Origin of the sequence: Nonomuraea sp. NPDC049714 (assembly GCF_044465295.1) — a bacterium.
In the GTDB taxonomy this organism is placed as follows: Bacteria; Actinomycetota; Actinomycetes; order Streptosporangiales; family Streptosporangiaceae; genus Nonomuraea.
In genome coordinates, this window is record NZ_JBITLM010000003.1 from 406,006 (window position 1) to 424,908 (window position 18,903).

Here is an 18,903-nt window from a genome sequence, read left to right on the forward strand (position 1 = left end):
ACCTACGGTACCGTAGGTTAGAGTCCCTTGAGGAAGCGGGTGGCGATCGGCACGGCCGCCGAGCCACCGGATCCGCCGTGCCGCACGAAGACGCAGAAGGCCAGGTCGTCACGGTAGCCGACGAACCAGCCATGTGATCGCCGGCCCTCCACCTCGGCCGTTCCGGTCTTGCCGGACACCCCGTCGGGCAGTCCGCCGCCGCTGGCCGTGCCGTGCTCCACGACGGCCCGCATCATCTCGCGCAGCTTGGCGACCACGCCCTGGTCCAGCTCGACCGGCGGGGACGGCTCGCCGTCGATGCGGCGTACCTGCTTGTCCGACAGCAGGCGGGGCGAGCGCCAGGTGCCGTCCTGCACCGCGGCGGCGATCGCAGCCATGCAGAGCGGGCTGGCGACGACCGTGCCCTGGCCGATGGCGTTCGAGCCGAACCAGTCGGCGTCCGCGGGGTCCTCGATGGTGCCGCACACGCCCTGCGCGCCGGTCCGCATCGGCCTGCCGAACCCCCACTCGTGCGCGGTCTCGCGCAGGTCCTCGCGTTGAAGGCGGGTGAGCGCCTGCTCGACGAAGGTGGTGTTGCAGGAGTAGGCGAAGGCGTCGGTGAAGGAGACCAGGCCGCGATCCGCCCCGCCGTCGTTGGTGAAGGCCCGCCGCTCCGGGAAGCTGTACGTGGCCGGGCAGGGCACCTGGGCGGCCGGTTCGAGCCCGGCCTTCATCAGGGCGGCGGCGGTGATCATCTTGAACGTCGATCCCGGGGGGAAGAGGTCGTGGAAGGCGCTGTAGTTCTCCTCCAGCCTGTCGGCCACCGCGAGCACCTCACCGGTGGCGGGCCGCAGCACGACGATCGCGGAGTCCTCCACCCCGTCCAGTGACCGGGCGGCGGCGGCCTGGACGGAGCTGGACAGTGTGGTGCGCTCCACGTCGGGCTTGGGCGCGGCCGTCATGACCCGCTGCTCCGGCCGGCCCGGCGCCTTCGCCACCAGCGCCCACCCCGCGTTGTCCTCGTCCAGCTCCGGCCGCAGCCGCGCCAGGATGGACTCGGCGTAACCGTTGTTGGGGATCTTGTGGCCTTCCCTGGTGAGCAGCTCGACCGGGGGCCCGTCGAAGTCCACGACCTCCACCGTCCCGCCGTCCTTGAGCAGCGGGTGGAGCGTCTCCGGCGTCCACAGCACCTTCCACTGCCGATTCCGTACGGCCAGCCGCAGCGTGCTGTCGAACGGCCAGGCGCCGAAGGTCTCCAGTGTCCTGCTTCCGCTGAAGGGCACCTCCGCCGTCTCGTCGCCGGTGGCCTTGATCGTCCCTGGCCGCAGCTCCAGGCTCTCGACACCGAGTTGGGCGCTCATCGACAGGTGGCGGGCGCGGAAGTCGCCGGGGGGCTCGTGCACCAGGCCGGCCATGGCGTCGACGTTCCCAGCGCGCCAGGCCGTGAAGTACGCGGCCGAGGTCTCTGCGGCGCTGCCCTTGACGCCGCCGGCGGCCGCGACCGCGAAGGTGACCGCCCCGAATACCGCCGCAACCGCGCTAACGAGCACAATCAACCTTCGACGTCGCATACGGTTCTCCCAGGAGGGATCAACGTGGCACGTGGACAGCGAGAGCCGATGCCCGGGCAATATCCGGTGACCTTCGGCGAGGTCGAGCTGCTCCGGGATCTTGATAGGCAGGACGGCTGGGTGCTGTCCAAGGATGGCGTACCTCAGTCATATATTGACCTACAAGACCCGACATTTCTTGAATTCGAGTACGTACGCCTCATGGCGGATGTCATCGACCTGCTGGACGAGGGGCCGCTGAGCTGTGTGCACGTGGGGGGCGGCGCCTGCACCATCCCGCGCTACGTCGCGACCACCCGCCCCGGCTCCCGGCACATCGTCATCGAGCCCGACGGGCTGCTCATCAACCTGGTGCGCGAGCAACTCGACCTGCGCTCGGTGCCGCGCCTGAAGGTGATCGTGGCCGGCGGCCGCGAGGGCACCGCCAAGGTCTGGGACGACACGGCCGACCTGGTGGTCCTGGACGCCTTCATGGGCGCCACGATGCCGGTGGAGCTGGCCACGACCGAATACCTGGGCGACCTCGCCAGAGTGCTGCGCCCCTCGGGCACTTTGCTGATCAACCTGGCCGACGGCAAGGGCCTGGCCTTCGCCAGGCGCCTGCTGGCCACCGTCACCGGTACGTTCGGGCACGTGGCGCTGCTGGCCGAGCCGGGCGTCATGCGCGGCCGGCGCTTCGGCAACCTCATCGTCGCGGCCTCGCGCACCGGGCTGCCCCTCGACCTGCTCACCCGCCGCGCCGCCGGCGGCCTCACCCAGGCCAGGTGCGTGCACGGCACGGCGCTGACGAACTTCATCGCCGGGGCCGCGCCCATCAAGGACGGCGACGCGGTCCTCGCGCCGGTGCCGCCGCCCGCCGTCTTCGGATAGCGCCGTCTCCGGTCTGTGCCGTCTCCGGTCTGTGCCGTCTTAGGTCTGCGCCGTCCCTGTCAGGGCCGTCTTCGGTCAGGGCCGTCTTCGGTCAGGGCCGCAGGTAGGCCAGCACCGCCGCCACCCTGCGGTGCACGTCGGCGCTGTTCTCCAGGCCGAGCTTGGTGAATATGGAGTTGACGTTCTTCTCCACCGACGACACCGACAGGTGCAGCGCCCTGGCGATGGCGCCGTTGGACCTGCCATGGGCCATCTCGCGCAGCACGTCACGCTCGCGCGGGGTGAGCGCCTGGTGCTCGCCCCGCACGTCGTGCCGGTCGAGCAGCCCCTCCACCACCTTGGGGTCGATGACCGAGCCGCCCGAGACGACGGCCCTGATCGCGCCGAGCAGCTCGTCCAGGTCGCCGACCCGGTCCTTGAGCAGGTACGCCACCCCCTCGGTGCCGTGCTTGAACAGCTCCAGGGCGAACAGGGCATCGGAGTACTGCGACAGCACGACGACCCCCACACCGGGATGCTCCTCGCGTAAGCGGTGCGTGGCGTCGATGCCCTCGAAACCCTCCCGCCACCGCCTGCCGGGCATCCGGATGTCGGTGACCACCACGTCGGGCCGGAGTCTTCGTACGGCGTCGAGCAGCTCGTCGGCGTTGCCCACCGCGCCGACCACGGCGACCTCGCCGGACATCTCCAGCAGCCGCCTGGTGCCCTCACGCACCAGGTAGTGGTCGTCGGCCACGACGGTCCTGATCGTCTCAGCCACCGACCGGCACCCAGCCCTCCACCCGTGTCCCCTTCCCGTGCTCGCTGTCGAGCTCCAGCCCGCCGCCCAGCGCGTCGAGCCGGTCGGCCGGCGTCGCCAGCCCACGACGCGCACCGGAGCCGAACCCCTTGCCGTCGTCGACCACCGCCACGCTCAGCCGACCGGCCGACCTGTCCAGCCGTACCTCTATCGTGGTCGCCTCTGCGTGCTTGAGCGCGTTGGCCACCGCCTCGCTCACCGTGAAGTACATCGCACCCTCGATCTCGTCGGGGAACCGCTCCTCTCGCAGCTCCCTGCGGGCGAAGACCTGGGTGGGCACGGGCAGCCGGGAGCAGCGGGCCTCGACGGCCTCCACCAGACCACCCTGGGTGAGCGCCGACGGGTGGATGCCCGCCGCCAGTTCCCGCAGGTCCTGAAGGGTCTGGCCGGCCTGCTCGCGCAGGTGGCCGAGCGTCTCGGCGTCGCCGCAGGTGGCGCGGGCCAGCTCGATCCCGGCGATCAGGGCGACGAGCTGCTGCTGCACGCCGTCGTGGATGTTGCGCTCGATCCGCCGCCGCTCGGCCTCCTGCGCGTTGACCAGGCGCGCGGCCAGCCCGGCGCTCTGGATGGCCAGCCCGGCGGGTACGGCCAGCGCCTCCAGGAAACGCTGGTCCTCCTCGTGCAGGCGGCCCCGGTCACGGGTGCCGCACTCGATCCGTCCCAGCCCGCCGCGCACGGGCAGCGTCAGCGCGGCCGGGCCGTCCTCCGATCCGGAGACCACCCGCCTGCCGTCGGCGAGCGTGACGGCGGCCCACCGGGTGTCCAGCCCGGTCCGCACGGCGGCGGCCAGCTTGCCGAGCATGCCGACGTGCTCGGCGGACTGGTCGTGCGCCCCGCGTTCTGATCGCTCGCTGCGCCGCCAGGCGGCGGCCAACCAGGTCGGGTTCGTGCTGATCTCCCTCTACAACATGGACCACGGCCTGCCGCCAGTACGGTTGGATGCTGGCGGGCGGGAACCCTTTCACACCGGACAGCGCAGGGGATGGCGAATCTCCGAAGACGGCCATTGCGAATCGGCACCCGCAGCTCACCCATGGCCATGAACCAGTCCAACGGCGTGCGTGACCGGATCCGCAAACGCGTACCCGGCCGGGACGTCGAGTTGATGCCGATGACCACGAGCGCGGACCTGTGGCCCGGAGACCTGCGGGTCCGAGCCCGGCGGGCTCGGCCTGGACAAGGGTAAGTGGCCGTCGGTGTGGTACAAGGGCGGATCCGAGCCCGGCGTGCTCGACCTGAGCTACCTCGCCCGCTCGAAGGACGGCCGGACCTTCGTCGTCACCGTGATGGGCGTCGACCCCGCCAAGCCGCACGACGCCGGGAAGCTCGGTCAGGAGTTCGCGGCGCTGGTGCGAGGGGGGTTCGCGCTCGCCAGGAATAGTTGAAACATAAACTTGGTTGTCCCGGGCACCTGAAGCCGGAAGGAGCCCGACATGCCCGCCGTAACTGTCGAAAACCCGCTCACCCTCCCCCTGCTGCCCGAGCCCGCACCGGGCACCCCCCAGCGCAAGGTGCTCGCCGTGGAGTCCGCGCCGAGCGGGTTCGAGGGCGAGGGCTTCCCCGTGCGGCGGGCGCTCGCGGCGATCAAGCCCGCCTACCTGGACCCGTTCGTGATGATGGACCAGATGGGCGAGGTCGACTACGCGGCCGGTGAGCCTAAGGGCACCCCCTGGCACCCGCACCGCGGCTTCGAGACCGTCACGTACATGATCGACGGCGTGATGGACCACCTCGACTCCAACGGCGGCGGTGGCACCATCACCAACGGCGACACGCAGTGGATGACCGCTGGGGCCGGGATCCTGCACAAGGAGGCGCCGCCGGAGTGGCTCGTGCAGCAGGGCGGGCTGTTCCACGGCATCCAGCTGTGGGTGAACCTGCCGGGCGCCAAGAAGATGACCGCCCCGAAATATCAGGACATCCGGAGCTCCAGCGTCGCGCTGCTCGGCAGCCACGACGGGGGCGCGCTGGTACGGCTCATCGCGGGCGACCTGGCGGGCCACAGCGGCCCCGGCAGCACCCAGACGCCCATCGCCCTGCTGCACGCCACCGTCAGCCCGGGTGCCCGGCTCGCCCTGCCCTGGCGCAAGGACTTCAACGCGCTGGCCTACGTGCTGTCGGGCAGCGGGACGGTCGGAGCCGACAACCGTCCGCTGAAGAGCGGACAGCTCGCGGTCTTCAACGGCTTCGGCAACCGCCCGGGGCTCAGCACGGACGGCGAGTTCATCACGATCTCCGCCACGGAGACGCTGGAGGTCGTCGTGCTGGGCGGCGAGCCGATCGGTGAGCCGGTGGCCCACTACGGCCCGTTCGTCATGAACACCCAGGCGGAGCTCGCCCAGGCCATGGAGGACTTCCAGAAGGGCAGGCTCGGCACCATCCCGGCCGGGCACGCGTAACCGGTGAGGGGCCCGCGCGGCGGTGACCGCGCGGGCCCCGTCGCCGTCGTCGCCGCCGGGGTCGTCGGGGTCGCCGTCAGCCTCGTCGGCAGGCGAGGATCACTTGAGCGTCAGGCAGGCGGCGCGGTCTCCGGCCGCGCCGATGTCGGGGCCCGAGGTCGTGGTGGGCTTGGCATGCACGATGAGCGACCTGGGCAGCCTGGCCGAGTCGAGGGCCCAGTCGTTGCGCGCGGTGGAATGGCCCGCCCCCGAGGCGTCGGTGGTGAAGTCGAGCCAGACCTCGCTGGCGGCGCTCACCTGGCCGGGCACATGCTGGTAGTGCGGGCCGGCGTCCTCGCCCTTGGGGCCGCAGGGCTTGGTGTGCAGGTGGGCGCCGTAGGTCCGCTCCGGCCGGAAGCCCTCGACCACCAGGGACGTGAGCGTCCGGCCGGCGGTGGACTCGGCGGTGAGGTTGGCCTGGGCGCCGACGGGCACCAGCTTGCGGTCGTAGGTGATGGCGTCGGGGCCACTGGCGGTGAACTCACCGCTCCCCTTGAGCATGATGCCGTCCTGTGCCGCCGGATGCGCGAGCTGTGCCGGAGCGCCGGAGCAGCCCGCCGCGAGCAGGGCGAGCAGAAGTGCGGGCAGGCGCATGTGAACCCCTCAGGAGCACGAGCCCGTACGAACGCGGACTCTCGGGGCACCTACTCTATAGAGTAGCCGCTCGGCTACGCACCGTATTCGGTCGCGATGGCGTCGATTCGTGCGGCAAGGGTGAAGTCGAGCTCGGTCAGGCCGCCCTGGTCGTGCGTGGTGAGCGCCAGGTGCAGCTCGCGCCACCGGATGTCGATGTCGGGATGGTGGTTGAGCTCCTCGGCCCGGACCGCGATCTCGTCGACGATCCGGATGGCCGTGGGAAAGTCGGGTGCGGTGATCGTGCGGCGGATCTCGTCGCCTTCGCGCCGCCATCCGGGCAGCTCGCGCAGCTTCTTCTCGACGTCCATGCGGCAACGTTACTTCAACGTTCCGGCGCCGAGCCCGGACTGGATCTGGCGCTGGAAGATGATGTAGACGAACAGCACGGGCAGGATCGCCATGCTGAGCGCCGCGAACAGGCCCGGCCAGTCGGCCTCGTAACCGGCCAGGGTGGAGATGTTGGCGATGCCCTGGGTGATGACCCAGTCCTCCTGGTCGCGGGCGAGCAGCACCAGAGGCAGCAGATACTGGTTCCACTGGCCGAGCACGTTGAAGATGGTGATGCTGACCAGGCCGGGCCTGGCCATGGGCACCATGATCTGGAAGAACGTGCGGGTGTGCGAGGCGCCGTCGATCCTGGCGGCCTCGGCCACCGCCTCCGGCAGCGTCCTGAAGAACGCGGCCAGGAAGAAGATCGTGAACGGCATCGAGTAGGCGATGTAGACCAGGATCAGCCCCGCGTGCGTGTACAGCAGGCCCAGCTGGTCGACCACCAGGAACAGCGGCCCCAGCGCCAGGAAGACGGGGAAGGCCATGCCGGCCACGAAGAAGTAGTAGAGGAGCCGGTTGCCGGGGAAGCGGTAGCGCGCCAGCACGTAGGCCGCCATCGAGCCGAACAGCATCGTGCCCAGCGTGCCGAAGAAGACCACCACGACCGTGTTGAGCAGATACTGCCCGATGTGCGCCTTGTCCCAGGCCCTGCCCCACGAGTCGAGGCGCAGCGCGCCGGGCAGTTGCAGCGCGTCGCCGAAGAGCTCGGCGTTGCTCTTGAACGACGCCAGGAACGTCCACAGCAGCGGCGCGATGATCAGCAGCGCCCAGATGAACAGCGCCACATGGGACAGCCCGCCGAGCACACTGGGCCGGGGCTTGCCCTGACGAGGCGAGGCCATATCAGAACTCGATCCTTTCGCGCCGGGTGGTGCGCAGCGTCAGCACCGCGAACGTCACCGTGAGGAAGAACAGCGCCACCCCCATCGCCGACGCGTAGCCGTAGTCGGTGTAGCTGAAGGCGGTCTTCCAGATCTGCACGGGCAGCACGCTCGTCGTCCCGTCGGGCTCCCCCTTGTCCCCCACGAGGACCTGGATCAGGGCGAACCCATCGAACGCGGCGATTCCCAGATAGACCCAGCCCACCTGGACGGTGTCCCGCAGCAGGGGCAGCGTGATGGAGAAAAAGAGCCTGAACCGCCCCGCGCCGTCCAGCGCCGCCGCCTCGAAGTAGTCCTTCGGGATGGCCGCCATCCCCGCCGAGAACAGCACCACGTAGAAACCGACCGCCTGCCAGACCATCACCGCGATGACCGACCACAGGGCCAGGTCCGGCTCCACCAGCCAGCCGACGGGGTCGAGGCCCAGTTTGATCAGCAGCCCGTTGACGACGCCGTACTCGTCGGGCCGGTAGATGGCCCGGAACAGCACCCCGACCACCGCCACGGCGAGCACCTGGGGGAAGAAGAACACCACCCGGTAGAACGTCGACCCCCAGATCCCCTTCATGCCCGCGCCGCTGGACCCGCCGCCCAGGTTGAGCAGGTAGGAGAAGAACAGGGCGATGACGATGGTCAGGATCGGCAGGACGAGCAGGATGAGCCCGTGGTTGCGCAGGGCCTGCCAGAAGTCCTGGTCCGCCAGCAGCTCGGCGAAGTTCGCCAGCCCCACGTAGGTGAGCTCACTGGCGTAGCCGTCCCAGTCCGTCAGCGAGATCTGGAACGCCTGGACGTACGGACTGATCACGAAGACCGAGTAGAGGGCGAGGGGGACGAGGAGGAAGCCGGCGACGAATCCGTACCTGCGCAGCCGCTCCATCGGCTACTGGCTCCGGATCTGCTTGGAGACCGAGGAGTCCTTCTTGATCTCGTCGGCCCTCTTCTGCAGGTTCGCGCAGAACTCCTCCGGGGTGATCCGGCCGGCCATGACCCGGTTGACCTGCTCGGTGGCCTGGTCGAACAGCTCCTTGTACCAGCCTTCGAAGCGGGCGTCGGTGATGATGTTCTGTCCGGCCGCGTCCTGGGCCTTGGCGGCGCTCTTCAGGGCGGCGGGCAGGTCGATCCCCTCGGCCGCGCCGTTGACGACCGTGAGGTTCTTGGTCTGCTCGGTGAAGCCGCGCGCGCCTTCCTGGGAGAGCATGATGCGCAGGTATTCGAGGCCGCCCTGCGGGTTCTCGCCCTTGGCGGCCACGACGAAGTTCTCGCCGACGCCGACCTGGATGGCGCCGTACGGCATCTTGTCGGTGGCGGTGACGTCGGGGATGGGGGCGATGGCGTACTCGAAGTCGTCCGGCTTGTCCTTGGCCATCTCGTTCTCGATCCAGGAGCCGACCGGGTAGAACAGCAGCCTGTTCTGCAGGTGCTTGACCTGGGTCTGGGTGTGATCAAGGCCGAAGTACGATTTATCGCCGTATTTGCTTTGGACGTCCACCCAGGCGGCGACCGCCTGCTTCATCGGCGCGGCGAGCCAGGCGCCGTCGACCAGATTGTCGATGTCGATGATGACCTGGTTCCCGCCGATCTTGGCGGCGGTGTAGAGGATGTTCCAGAGCTGGTAGTACGGGCCCTTCTGACCTGGATAGGCGAACAGGAGGATGCCCTCCTGCTTCGCCGTCTCCCCCAGCGCCGTGAACTCGGCCCACGTCTTCGGCAGCGCCCAGCCCTTGTCGGCGAAGAGCCTGGCGTTGTACCACAGCGCCCGGTGCGACACCGTGTAGTTGAGCACCAGGTCCTTGTCACCGATCTTGGCGTTGGTGATCACGGCGGGCGTCAGCGTGTCCCGCACCTTCCTGGCCGGATCGTCGAGCGAGGGCGCGTCGAACAGCACGGACAGGTCGGCCAGGTGCCCCTGCCCGGCCAGCGCCACCAGGTCCATCGACTCCGGGCCGGAGTTGTTGACCACGTCCGGCACGTCGCCGCTGACGAAGCGGGGGCGGAGCTGGGTGCTGATCTGCTGGGTCGCGTTGTGCTTGACGGTCGCGCCGGGGAAAGCCCTCTTGTACGCCTTCTCGTGCAGATTCTTCGCGTACGCGTCGCCGTACCCGCCGCTGAAGATCGTCACCTCGAGCGGCTTGGCGGGATCGACGCCGAACGGGTTCTTCCCGTCGGCGGAGGCGGCGAGCGAGGTGGCGGGCGCCGCCGACGATCCACCGCCCGCGGTGGCGCAGGCGCTCAGCAGGCCCGCGCCGGGACCGGCGGCGAGCGCGGTGATGCCGATCCGGCGCAGCAACTGGCGCCGGGTGATCTCTCCGGGGTTGGGCATGGGGGGCTCCTGAAGAGAGGACTGATTAGGAAAGTTTCCTAATCATGGGCCCGAACGTATGAACGTCCGCCGATGCCCGTCAAGAGCCCCCCACGGAGACGTGACCTTGCCGTGATGTCCGGCCCGGCTCCGCCGCCGCTCAGCCCGCCGGCGAGGACGCCAGCTCGCGCTTCACGGTGCGGGTCAGTTCGTCCGCGAGGATCTCCGGCGCGCCCGACTCGACCGCTTCCAGCGCGGCGGTCGCGACCGTGGCCGGGTCGGTCTTGTCCTCCGGAGCGACGAACGTGGCCATGGCGGTGTCCATGTACCCGACGTGCAGGGCGGTCACCTGAATGCCCTTGGGAGCCAGCTCACCGCGCACCGCGTCCGTCATCGCCCAGCTCGCGGCCTTCGCGGCACTGTAGGCGCCGGAGCTCGGCAGGTGCAGCCAGGACAGGATGGACAGCACATTGAGGATCGCGCCGCCGCCGTTCGCCCCGATGATCGGTGCGAAGGCGCGCGTCACGCCGAGGGTGCCGAAATAGTGGGTCTCCATCTCCAGGCGGATCTGATCCAGGTCGCCGGTGAGGAGCGAGCTGCGGGTGGAGATCCCGGCGTTGTTGATCAGCAGCGTGACGTCGGCCGCGACCTGGGCAGCCTGCGCCACCGACTCCGGGTCGGTGATGTCCAGCCGCAGCGGAATCGCGCCGGGCACGTCGACCGACTCGGGATCGCGGGCGGCGGCGTACACCTTGGCGCCGCGCTCGATGAGCTGCGTGACGAAGTGCCTGCCCAGCCCCCGGTTCCCGCCGGTCACCACTGCCACAGATCCGTTGATGTCCATGCCATGTCCTCCTTGTTTGCCACGATTCGTACCCATTAATGCTGATTTATAGGTTTTTGTCGGCTTTCGTGCGCGCTGCGCTCCGGCAGCCCCGGTCAGGCCGCCGCGTCCAGGACGATGCGGAACCTGGCCTGGCCGGACATCATCCGCTCGTACGCCTCGGGCGCCCGCGACAGCGGCATGACCTCGACCATCGGGCTGATCCCGTGCCGCTCACTGAAGGCGAGATTGTCCTCGTTCTCGATCGACGTGCCAGTGAGGCTGCCGCTGACCGATCGGGAGCCGAAGATCAGGTCCGCAGGACTCACCGGGATGGGGTCCGGGGCCGCGCCGACGACCACCATGCGGCCGCCCGGCGCCAGACCCGCCGGCAGCGGAGCCATCGAGGCGCCGGTGGTGGCCGTCGCGACGATCAGGGCGGCGCCGCCGAGCTCTCGCAGCGCGGCCCCCGGGTCGGTCACCGAGCTGTCGATGTAGTGGTCGGCGCCCAGGCGCCCGGCCGCCTCCGCCTTGGCGCCGCCCCGGGCGACGGCGGCCACCCGGTAGCCCAGCTTGGCGGCGTACTGCAGGCCGAGGTGCCCCAGGCCGCCGATGCCCTGGATCGCCACGAGCGCCCCTGGCCGGCCGTGGATCTGCTGCAGCGCCTTGAACATGGTCAGGCCGGCGCACAGCAGCGGCGCGGCCTCGACCGAGCTCATCCCCTCGGGGACGCGGACCAGACCGCTGCTCCTGGCGAGGATCGCCTCGGCGTATCCACCGTCGGCCGTGATCCCGAGCTGCGGCTGGTCGGCGCAGTTGACGAAGTCACCGCGCCGGCAGGGGTCGCACTCGCCGCACTGACCGCCGAGGAAGCCCACGCCGACGCGCTCGCCGATCCGCCATCCCCGCACCTCGCCACCGACCGCGTCGATGACGCCGACGATCTCGTGGCCGGGGACGATCGGCAGGCTCGGATCGGCGCGCAGGCCCTCTGCCGCGGCGGCGTCGGTGTGGCAGACCCCGCAGGCCTCGACCCGGATCCGCACCTGGCGGGCGGCCGGCTCGGGCAGCCGCCGGCTCACGAGCTCGAACTTCCGCGCTCCCGTCACCTCGAAGGCACGGTAGGAGCCGTTCTGACTGGGCATCTTGCTCTCTTCTCTGGCTGACGACTTCTTCAATATGACCGGTCGTCTTAGATACGTCAAGTCGCCGTACGAGAGTTGACAGCAGGTGAGACGACCGGCCATATTGGACACCATGGCCAGGCGGAGCATGCGCAACGAGATCGTCACGGCTGCGCTGGAGCAGTTCCACGCGCACGGCTACAACGCGGCCGGGGTCAAGACGATCACCGACGCGGCGGGCGTACCGAAGGGGTCGTTCTACAACCACTTCGACAGCAAGGAGACGCTGGCCGTCGAGGTGCTGCGCGTTTACGGCGAGGGGCGTCTCGACGAGCTGCTCAACGGCGCGGGCGAGCCGCTGGACCGCCTGCGCGCCCACTTCGGGGCCCTACGGGACGAGGTCGTACGGCGCGAGTTCACCCGGGGGTGCCTGCTGGGCAACTTCGGCGCCGAGATCGCCGACCACAGCGAGGTGATCCGGGAGACCGTCGCGGAAGGCTTCCGGCAGTGGGTCGAGGCGATCTCGACCGTCCTCGCCCAGGCTCAGCGCGGCGGCGCCGTGCGGGCCGGGCTCGACCCCGAGCTCACGGCCCGGTTCCTGCTCAACGCCTGGGAAGGCACCCTCCTCCGGGCTCGGGCGGACCACTCCGCCGAGGCCCTGGACGCCTTCTTCGCCATCGCCTTCGGCCCGCTGCTCGTCGAGGGCGCCTGAGCGACTTCGCGCACGCGGTGGCCTATGCCGTTCCGGTCAGGCGGAGCCGGGTGCGAGCCGGCGCCGAGGCGGGCAGGCTGTCGAGGATGTCCGCGAGAGTGACGGCGGCGAGGCTGCGCCGCCACGCCTCGTGCGCCTGCGCCATCTTCTCGGCGAGGACGCAGGTGCTGCGACACTCCTCAGGGGGTAGCGCTCCGCGCCCTCGCCGGCGGATCTCGCGGCACTCATAGGGCGGGGACGTGCCGTCGACGGCCTCGACGAGCTGCAGGAGCGTGATCTCGGAGGCGGGCCGCGCGAGCCGGAACCCGCCCCGCGGGCCCGTGGTCGCGGCCAGCGCGCCGGCTTTGACGAGCGCCTTCAGCTGCTTGGCGAGATAGGGCGCCGGCAGGTCGTAATACTGCGCGAGCTGTGTCGTCGACGCGCTGGCCCCCGGATCGAGCTGCGCCAGCGTCGTGGCGCAGTGCAGGGCCCATTCAGTGCTCACCGGCAGCTTCACGTCCTCCAGCCTATCGTGGATATCATGGACCCCTTTAGTCCGTAATTGCTGGGGAAGAAGGAGATCATCGTGCGGATCGCCATTGCCGGGTCCACCGGGAACATCGGCGCACGCACCGTCGCCGTCCTCGAACGGGACGGGCACGACGTCGTGCGCATCAGCCGCTCGCTGGGTGTGGACCTGTCGACCGGTGACGGCCTCGACGACGCCCTGGCCGGTGTCGAGGCGGTCATCGACGTGACCAACGCGTCGGCGGCCGACCGGGACGAGACGGTGGCGTACCTCGGCGGCACCACACGGAACCTGCTCGCCGCCGAGGAGCGCGCCGGGGTCCGGCACCATGTGCTGCTCTCGATCGCCGGCATCGACCGGATCGACGGCAACGCGCACTATGCCGGCAAGCGGGAGCAGGAGCGTCTCGTCGCCGCCGGGCCGGTGCCGTGGACGATCGTCCCGGCCACCCAGTTCCACGACTTCGCCGAGATGGTGGCGGGCTGGACCGAGCAGGACGGCGTCGCCACCATCGCGCCGCTGCTCGTGCAGCCGATCGCGCCCGCGGACGTGGCCGTCGTTCTCGCCGAGATCGCGACAGGCGAGCCGCAGGGGCGTTACGTCGACGTCGCCGGGCCCGAGACGCAGGACCTGGTGGACATGGCCCGGCGCACCCACCGGACGCGCGGGCGCACGGTGAAACTCGTGCCGACCTGGTCAGCGGTGTTCGGTCCCACGATGGCCGGCAACGTGCTGCTCCCCGGCGAGGGCGCCCGCATCGCGCCGACCACCTTCGACGAGTGGCTCGCCGAACAGCGGTGATGCCGCCCGGTCCAGCTGCTGGCTCACGGCCGACTGCACGATGGAGTTCGTCCTCGGTGAGGAGACGGCGACCGTCGCCGAGGGCGGGTCGGTCGCCGTGCCCCCAGGGCTGCCTCATGCGTTCGGCGCGGCGCCGGGGGTGGGCGCCGACCTGCTCGCCGTGCTGACGCCGGAGCAGGAGCGCTACGACGTGCACGTCGTGGCCATGGCCGCGCCCTGACAACCCGCCGGGAAGGCTCAGCCGAAGTGGGCGCGGGTCTCCGCGAAGGCCAGGTCAGTGCCCTCCAGGGCGCGGGCCACGTCCTCTTCGGTGTGGGCGGCCGACATGAACCAGTTGTGCCAGGGGTGGAGGTAGACCCCGTGGCGCAGGCAGGCCTCGCTCCAGTGCAGGGCCGTCGACAGGTCGGCGTCGCCGTCGAAGCTCAGCCAGGGGATCGTCACCGGTCCCGTCTGGTTGACGGTGAAGCCGTGTGCCTTGGCCTGGGCGTACAGGCCCTCGCGCAGTTGGGTGCCGGCCCGTTCCATGGTGGCGATCCCGCCGGTGTCGCGCAGGGTCTCGATCGTGGCCTTGGCCGCCGCCATGGCGACCGCCGAGAACCAGAACGATCCGGTCGAGTACAGCGTCTGGGCGGGGCCGCGCAGCGCGTCCATGCCGGTGACGGCGGCGATCGGATAGCCGTTGGCCATGGCCTTGGACCACGCCGTCAGATCCGGCCGGACCCCGTACTGCTCCCAGGAGCCGCGCAGGTCGATCCGGAAGCCCGCGCGCACGTCGTCGATCACCAGCGCGGCCCCGAGCCGGTCGGCCAGTGCCCGCGCGCCGCGCGCGAAGGCGGGCTCCACCAGCTCCTGGTCCTCGAACGCGTCGTGCTTGAACGGCGTCACGATGATCGCCGCCACGTCACCTTCGACGGTGGCCGCGGCGGCCTCCAGCGACTCCAGCGAGTTGTAGGCGAACTCCACCAGGTCGGCCCGCTCGTTCGGGGTCGTGCCGGCCGTGGAGGGCGTGCACCAGGGGTCGGCGCCGTGGTAGGCGCCGTGCGCCATGAGGACCTTCGTCCGGCCGGTGGCCGCCCTGGCGACCATCAGCGCCTGGGTGGTGGCGTCGGTGCCGTTCTTGGAGAACATCGCCCAGTCGGCGCTCGGCACGGTGTCGACCAGCAGCTCGGCCAGCTCGACCATGACAGGGCCCGGCCCGTTGAGGCAGTCGCCCTGGGCGAGCTGGCGGGCCGCCTCCTCCTCCACGCGCGGGTGCCGGTGGCCGAGCACGACGGGCCCCCAGCTGCACATGAAGTCGATGTACTCGCGCCCGTCCACGTCCCACTGCCTGCACCCGTCACCCCGCGCGAAGAACTGCGGGTAGCCGGGGGCGAAGATGGCCGCGTTGAGATGCCCGTACATGCCGCCGGGCACCACCTTCATGGCCCGCGCGCGGAGATCGGCGTCTGTCATCGGAAAGCTCTCTTCCACGAGAAGGTCAGCTGAGAAGGGCCAGGGTGGCGGCGAGGTCCGTCAGGCCGGCGTCCGAGCCGAGGCCCGTGGCGACCTTCGCGGCGGCGGCCGTGCCCCAGCGGGCGGCGGTCAGCACGTCCTGATCGTGCAGCAGGCCGGTGATGAACCCGGCGCAGTACGCGTCCCCGCAGCCGGTGGTGTCGGCCACGTCCGTCTTGAGCGCCGGCACCGTCTCGGCTCCGGCCTCGGTCACGACCAGGCTGCCGGCCGCCCCCAGCGTGACCAGCACGCCGCGCGGACCGTCGGCCAGCAGGGCCGAGGCCGCTGCCGGTACGTCTGCCGCGCCGGTCATGAGCAGCGCCTGGGAGTCGTTCGGCAGGACGTAGTCCACATGCGGCAGGAACGCCCGCGCCATGCCGAGCAGGTCCGGCATCTCCGATAACAGGTCCATCGTCACGATGACGCCGCTGGCCCGGACGGAGTCGAGCAGCTCGAAGAAGGCCGGGTCGCCGAGGCCGAAGGTCACGTCCATGCCGCCGAGGTGGATCGCCCGCATGCCGCGCAGCGCCTCGGTGTCGAGGTCGGCGAGGGTGACGCCGAGGTTGGCGCCGGGGACGTGGAAGCTGGGACGGCCGCCGTCGGGCCGGATGGGCAGGATGGAGGCGGCCGTCTGCTCACCGGCCCGGCGGGCCAGCCGGGACACGTCCACGCCCCGCTTGGTCATCACCGCCACCAGGAAGTCGCCGAGCTCGTCGTCGCCGATCGCGCCCATGGAGACGACCTCGTTGCCCAGCTTGACCAGGTCGACCGCGGTCCCGGCGGCGGCACCCGCGGCGGTCAGCCGGATCTGGTCGACCAGGACGGTGTCCTGCCCGTCGGGGATGCGCTCGACGGGCCTGGCGAGGATGTCGACGATGTGCACGCCGACCGTGGCGACGGTCATGGTCTAAATAGACAGACGTCCGAATAAAAAGTCAATATGCTGAGGCGAGCACGAGAGGGGGCCGCCGATGCCGAAGATCGTCGACCATGACGAGCGCCGGCGCGAGGTGCTGGCCGCCGCCCGCCGGGTGATCGTCAGGGACGGCATCGACGCCGCCACCACCCGCGCCATCGCCAAGGAGGCGGGCTACTCCAACGGCGTCCTGGCCCACTACTTCACCGACAAGGACGAGATCCTGCTGTCGGCGCTGCGCCAGTCGCACCAGCGCATCCGCGAGCGCCTGGCCGGCAAGGTCGACGCCGCCTCAGGGCTGGCCGCCCTGCGTGAGCTGCTGCTGGACAATCTGCCCCTCGACGCCGAGCGCACCCAGGAGACCCGCCTTGAGGTGAGCTTCTGGAGCCGCAGCCTGGCCGCCGAGCGCCTGGCCGAGGTGCAGCGCGCCGAGGCGGCCGAGCTCCGGACCGCCGTGCGCGACCTGCTCGGCCAGGCCGGCGCGGCGGGCGAGCTGACGACGGACCAGAGCCTCGACGACGTCACCGAGCAGCTCCTCGCCCTCGTCGACGGCCTCAGCCTGCACCTGCTCCTCTACCCCGACCGCCTGCGCCGGGCGGACCTGGAACGCCTGCTCCTCCGGTTCCTCGACCGGCTCTGACGGTCAGGGCCGGTCGTCGCCGATGACGAAGCCGGTGTGGGTGTCCACGTCCACCGCCGAGCGGGCGATCACCGCGCCGTCGCTGACCAGGGCGAGGTGCAGCCGCCCGCTCGACCAGCCGGCCGGCAGCTCGGCGCGGACCTCGGCGGGGCCGCTCAGCAGGTACGGCTTGGCCTCGATCCACGGCCCCTCGACGCCCGGCGCGGCCGGTGCCGGGCCGAAGACGGGGGTCCAGGCCGCGTGCAGGCGGCCGTTGACCGGCTCGGTCCCGTGGTGCGAGACGCGGACGGGCACGGTGACCTCACGCTCCGGGCTGAGCAGGTCACGGCCGGGCGCGACCGGGACGACGTCGAGGACGAGCGCGGTGGCGGCGTTCACGTCCGCCGGGCTCACCCCGGCCAGGTCCTTGGCCCGCCGCTCGAAGTCCAGCAGGCCTGCGGACTCGTGCTCGACGTCGTACAGCTCGGTGTAGACGTAGCCGGCCAGCCGGTCGTGGCGGCGCAGCTCCTGGGTCTGCCAGCGCAGGTGCCAGGCGCGTTCGACACAGGTGAAGCCGCCGCCGTACTCGCTGTTGAGGTTCGGCAGGCCGCGCAGCGGCTGCGACGGGACGCCCGCCAGCTTCTTGCGCACCACGTAGTCGGGGCCGAGCCGGACGGGGAAGTCGTCCTGCTCGCCGTCGAGCAGCGCGGCGACCGTCCGGCCCCAGGAGGCGGCGGACTCGTCGTAGTAGTGCCAGTCGAGCAGGTCGGTCCTGACGTGCGTCCAGCCCGAGTTGTCCACCGCGGGCCTGGTCGGGTCGAGCGCCTTGAGCAGGTCGTACGCGCGCGCCGCCGCCTCCTGCTTGGCCGGGTCGCCCGGGATGTCCCAGTCCAGGCCCCATTCCTCGTTGTACAGGCCCCAGATGACGATCGCCGGGGAGTTGCCGTCACGTTCGACCATGGGCGCGATCTGCTCCTCGAACGCCGCCACCGACTCGGGCGAGAAGCGGCCGGTCGCGGCGGGCTCGGCCCACACCAGCATGCCGAGCACGTCGGCGTGGTGGACGAAGCGCGGATCCTCCAGCTTGAGGTGCTTGCGCACCAGGTTGTAGCCCGCCGCCGCGGCCAGCTCGATGTCGTGGCGCAACGCGGCGTCGTCGGGGGCGGTGATGCCGGTACGCGGCCAGTAGCCCTGGTCGAGCACGCCGCGCACGAACAGGCGGCGGCCGTTGAGGTGGAGGTCCTCGCCGATCACCTCGATCCGGCGCAGCCCGGTGTAGGCGGCGACCCGGTCGGTGCCGTCGGCGGAGACCAGCTCGGCGTCCACGTGGTAGAGGTACGGGTCCTCGGGTGACCAGAGTCGCGGCTCGGCCACGGGGAGCACGATCGGGTCCGTGGCCGTCGCGGCCTCCGAGCCCGCGACGGCGCCCGTGCCGGTGACCGGGAGCTCGACCGTGGTGCCCGTCTCGCGGACGGTCAGGCGCAGCGTCGCCTCCGACCGGCCCTCGACCCGGGCCGTCACCTCGATGGCGGCCAGCCCGGCGGAGGGGCGCAGCCGCAGCTCGGCCAGGTGCGTGGCGGGCCGGGCCTCCAGCCACACGCTCTGCCAGATCCCCGACGACGGGGTGAAGCACACGCCGTCGAAGTCGTCGCGCGGGATGCTGCGCTGCTTGCCGTGCGCGAGCTCCCGCTTGTCGAGCGGCGCGGAGACCCGTACCAGCACCTCCTGCTCGCCCTCGCGCAGCGCGTCGGTGATGTCGGCCTCGAACGGCGTGTAGCCGCCCCGGTGCGTGGCCACCTCGATGTCGTTCACCCACACGGTGGCCTCGTGGTGGACGGCCCCGAAGTGCAGCACCACCCGCTGTCCCGTCCAGGCGGAGGGGACGGTGATCCGGCGCCGGTACCAGGCCAGGGGCAGCCAGTGGGCCTCGATGCCCGACGCCGGGGTCTCCCAGGCGAAGGGCACGGTGATGGTGGCGGTCCAGTCCTGCTCGGTGTCGGCCCGGAAGTCCCAGTCACCGTTCAGGCTCGACCAGGTGTGCGACCGGTCGAAGTGGGGCCGGGGGTATTCCGCACGCGGCGTCATGGTGCTCCGTTTCGTTGGGAT

General features: G+C 70.8%; 22 protein-coding genes. 8 read left to right on the plus strand and 14 right to left on the minus strand.

Going from position 1 to position 18,903, the window contains the following annotated elements; genetic code table 11:
- Positions 1-17: 17 nt before the first annotated feature.
- On the minus strand, positions 18-1,529 hold the full coding sequence (locus ACIBQX_RS15155) for a penicillin-binding transpeptidase domain-containing protein (RefSeq protein WP_397004623.1): 1,512 nt from the start codon (positions 1,527-1,529) through the stop codon (positions 18-20).
- Positions 1,530-1,598: 69 nt separating this feature from the next.
- Between ACIBQX_RS15155 and ACIBQX_RS15160 the strand changes: the two genes are divergently transcribed.
- Entirely contained in the window at positions 1,599-2,420 is an 822-nt protein-coding gene (locus ACIBQX_RS15160; protein WP_397005433.1) for a spermidine synthase, read from the plus strand.
- Positions 2,421-2,511: 91 nt separating this feature from the next.
- Here ACIBQX_RS15160 and ACIBQX_RS15165 read toward each other — a convergent pair whose 3' ends face one another.
- Entirely contained in the window at positions 2,512-3,180 is a 669-nt protein-coding gene (locus ACIBQX_RS15165; protein ID WP_397004625.1) for a response regulator, read from the minus strand.
- On the minus strand, positions 3,173-4,093 hold the full coding sequence (locus ACIBQX_RS15170; RefSeq protein WP_397004627.1) for a sensor histidine kinase: 921 nt from the start codon (positions 4,091-4,093) through the stop codon (positions 3,173-3,175). The genes ACIBQX_RS15165 and ACIBQX_RS15170 overlap by 8 nt, the downstream gene beginning before the upstream one ends.
- 108 nt (positions 4,094-4,201) lie before the next feature.
- On the opposite strand from ACIBQX_RS15170, the gene ACIBQX_RS15175 reads away from it, so the two are divergent.
- The 3 genes from ACIBQX_RS15175 to ACIBQX_RS15185 are packed head-to-tail and all read left to right on the plus strand — an operon-like array spanning position 4,202 to position 5,618.
- Entirely contained in the window at positions 4,202-4,405 is a 204-nt protein-coding gene (locus tag ACIBQX_RS15175; protein WP_397004629.1) for a hypothetical protein, read from the plus strand.
- 10 nt (positions 4,406-4,415) lie between these two features.
- Positions 4,416-4,604: a hypothetical protein gene (locus tag ACIBQX_RS15180; protein WP_397004631.1), complete on the plus strand. Its 189-nt coding sequence runs from the start codon at positions 4,416-4,418 to the stop codon at positions 4,602-4,604.
- Between the two features lie 48 nt (positions 4,605-4,652).
- Positions 4,653-5,618 (plus strand): pirin family protein, encoded by a 966-nt coding sequence (locus ACIBQX_RS15185; protein ID WP_397004633.1) that lies wholly within the window; start codon positions 4,653-4,655, stop codon positions 5,616-5,618.
- Positions 5,619-5,717: 99 nt separating this feature from the next.
- Here the strand turns inward: ACIBQX_RS15185 and ACIBQX_RS15190 are convergent, their stop codons facing one another.
- The 7 genes from ACIBQX_RS15190 to ACIBQX_RS15220 all read right to left on the minus strand — a co-directional run bounded on the left by ACIBQX_RS15190 (position 5,718) and on the right by ACIBQX_RS15220 (position 11,771).
- Entirely contained in the window at positions 5,718-6,251 is a 534-nt protein-coding gene (locus ACIBQX_RS15190; protein ID WP_397004635.1) for a superoxide dismutase family protein, read from the minus strand.
- A gap of 74 nt (positions 6,252-6,325) precedes the next feature.
- Entirely contained in the window at positions 6,326-6,601 is a 276-nt protein-coding gene (locus ACIBQX_RS15195) for a 4a-hydroxytetrahydrobiopterin dehydratase (RefSeq protein ID WP_397004637.1), read from the minus strand.
- Positions 6,602-6,610: 9 nt separating this feature from the next.
- A complete protein-coding gene (locus ACIBQX_RS15200; protein WP_397004639.1) occupies positions 6,611-7,465 on the minus strand; it encodes a carbohydrate ABC transporter permease in 855 nt (284 codons plus the stop codon).
- Position 7,466: 1 nt separating this feature from the next.
- Positions 7,467-8,381 carry a carbohydrate ABC transporter permease gene (locus ACIBQX_RS15205; protein ID WP_397004641.1) on the minus strand — a complete coding sequence of 305 codons (915 nt, stop codon included), beginning with the start codon at positions 8,379-8,381 and terminating at the stop codon, positions 7,467-7,469.
- Between the two features lie 3 nt (positions 8,382-8,384).
- Positions 8,385-9,824 (minus strand): N-acetylglucosamine/diacetylchitobiose ABC transporter substrate-binding protein, encoded by a 1,440-nt coding sequence (gene ngcE / locus ACIBQX_RS15210; protein WP_397004643.1) that lies wholly within the window; start codon positions 9,822-9,824, stop codon positions 8,385-8,387.
- Between the two features lie 139 nt (positions 9,825-9,963).
- Positions 9,964-10,647 carry an SDR family oxidoreductase gene (locus ACIBQX_RS15215; RefSeq protein WP_397004645.1) on the minus strand — a complete coding sequence of 228 codons (684 nt, stop codon included), beginning with the start codon at positions 10,645-10,647 and terminating at the stop codon, positions 9,964-9,966.
- 95 nt (positions 10,648-10,742) lie between these two features.
- Entirely contained in the window at positions 10,743-11,771 is a 1,029-nt protein-coding gene (locus tag ACIBQX_RS15220; protein ID WP_397004647.1) for an alcohol dehydrogenase catalytic domain-containing protein, read from the minus strand.
- A gap of 112 nt (positions 11,772-11,883) precedes the next feature.
- On the opposite strand from ACIBQX_RS15220, the gene ACIBQX_RS15225 reads away from it, so the two are divergent.
- On the plus strand, positions 11,884-12,462 hold the full coding sequence (locus ACIBQX_RS15225; protein ID WP_397004649.1) for a TetR family transcriptional regulator C-terminal domain-containing protein: 579 nt from the start codon (positions 11,884-11,886) through the stop codon (positions 12,460-12,462).
- Between the two features lie 22 nt (positions 12,463-12,484).
- On the opposite strand, the gene ACIBQX_RS15230 is transcribed toward ACIBQX_RS15225, so the two are convergent.
- The gene (locus ACIBQX_RS15230) at positions 12,485-12,958 is read right to left on the minus strand and encodes an RrF2 family transcriptional regulator (RefSeq protein WP_397004651.1); all 474 of its coding nucleotides are present in this window, start codon (positions 12,956-12,958) and stop codon (positions 12,485-12,487) included.
- A gap of 69 nt (positions 12,959-13,027) precedes the next feature.
- Between ACIBQX_RS15230 and ACIBQX_RS15235 the strand changes: the two genes are divergently transcribed.
- The gene (locus ACIBQX_RS15235) at positions 13,028-13,771 is read left to right on the plus strand and encodes an SDR family oxidoreductase (protein WP_397004653.1); all 744 of its coding nucleotides are present in this window, start codon (positions 13,028-13,030) and stop codon (positions 13,769-13,771) included.
- A 40-nt stretch (positions 13,772-13,811) separates the two neighbouring features.
- Positions 13,812-13,991, plus strand: a complete 180-nt coding sequence (locus ACIBQX_RS15240) for a hypothetical protein (protein ID WP_397004655.1) — start codon at positions 13,812-13,814, stop codon at positions 13,989-13,991.
- A gap of 17 nt (positions 13,992-14,008) precedes the next feature.
- On the opposite strand, the gene ACIBQX_RS15245 is transcribed toward ACIBQX_RS15240, so the two are convergent.
- Together ACIBQX_RS15245 and ACIBQX_RS15250 are read right to left on the minus strand one after the other, a co-directional pair.
- Positions 14,009-15,223 (minus strand): aminotransferase class III-fold pyridoxal phosphate-dependent enzyme, encoded by a 1,215-nt coding sequence (locus ACIBQX_RS15245; protein ID WP_397004657.1) that lies wholly within the window; start codon positions 15,221-15,223, stop codon positions 14,009-14,011.
- Positions 15,224-15,248: 25 nt separating this feature from the next.
- Entirely contained in the window at positions 15,249-16,166 is a 918-nt protein-coding gene (locus tag ACIBQX_RS15250) for a carbohydrate kinase family protein (protein ID WP_397004659.1), read from the minus strand.
- 67 nt (positions 16,167-16,233) lie between these two features.
- Here ACIBQX_RS15250 and ACIBQX_RS15255 point away from each other — a divergent pair, with 67 nt between their 5' ends.
- Positions 16,234-16,818, plus strand: coding sequence for a TetR/AcrR family transcriptional regulator (locus ACIBQX_RS15255; protein WP_397004661.1), 585 nt, complete (start codon positions 16,234-16,236; stop codon positions 16,816-16,818).
- Between the two features lie 3 nt (positions 16,819-16,821).
- On the opposite strand, the gene ACIBQX_RS15260 is transcribed toward ACIBQX_RS15255, so the two are convergent.
- Complete coding sequence (locus ACIBQX_RS15260; RefSeq protein WP_397004663.1) at positions 16,822-18,882, minus strand: glycoside hydrolase family 2 protein; 2,061 nt, start codon at positions 18,880-18,882, stop codon at positions 16,822-16,824.
- Positions 18,883-18,903: the final 21 nt, after the last annotated feature.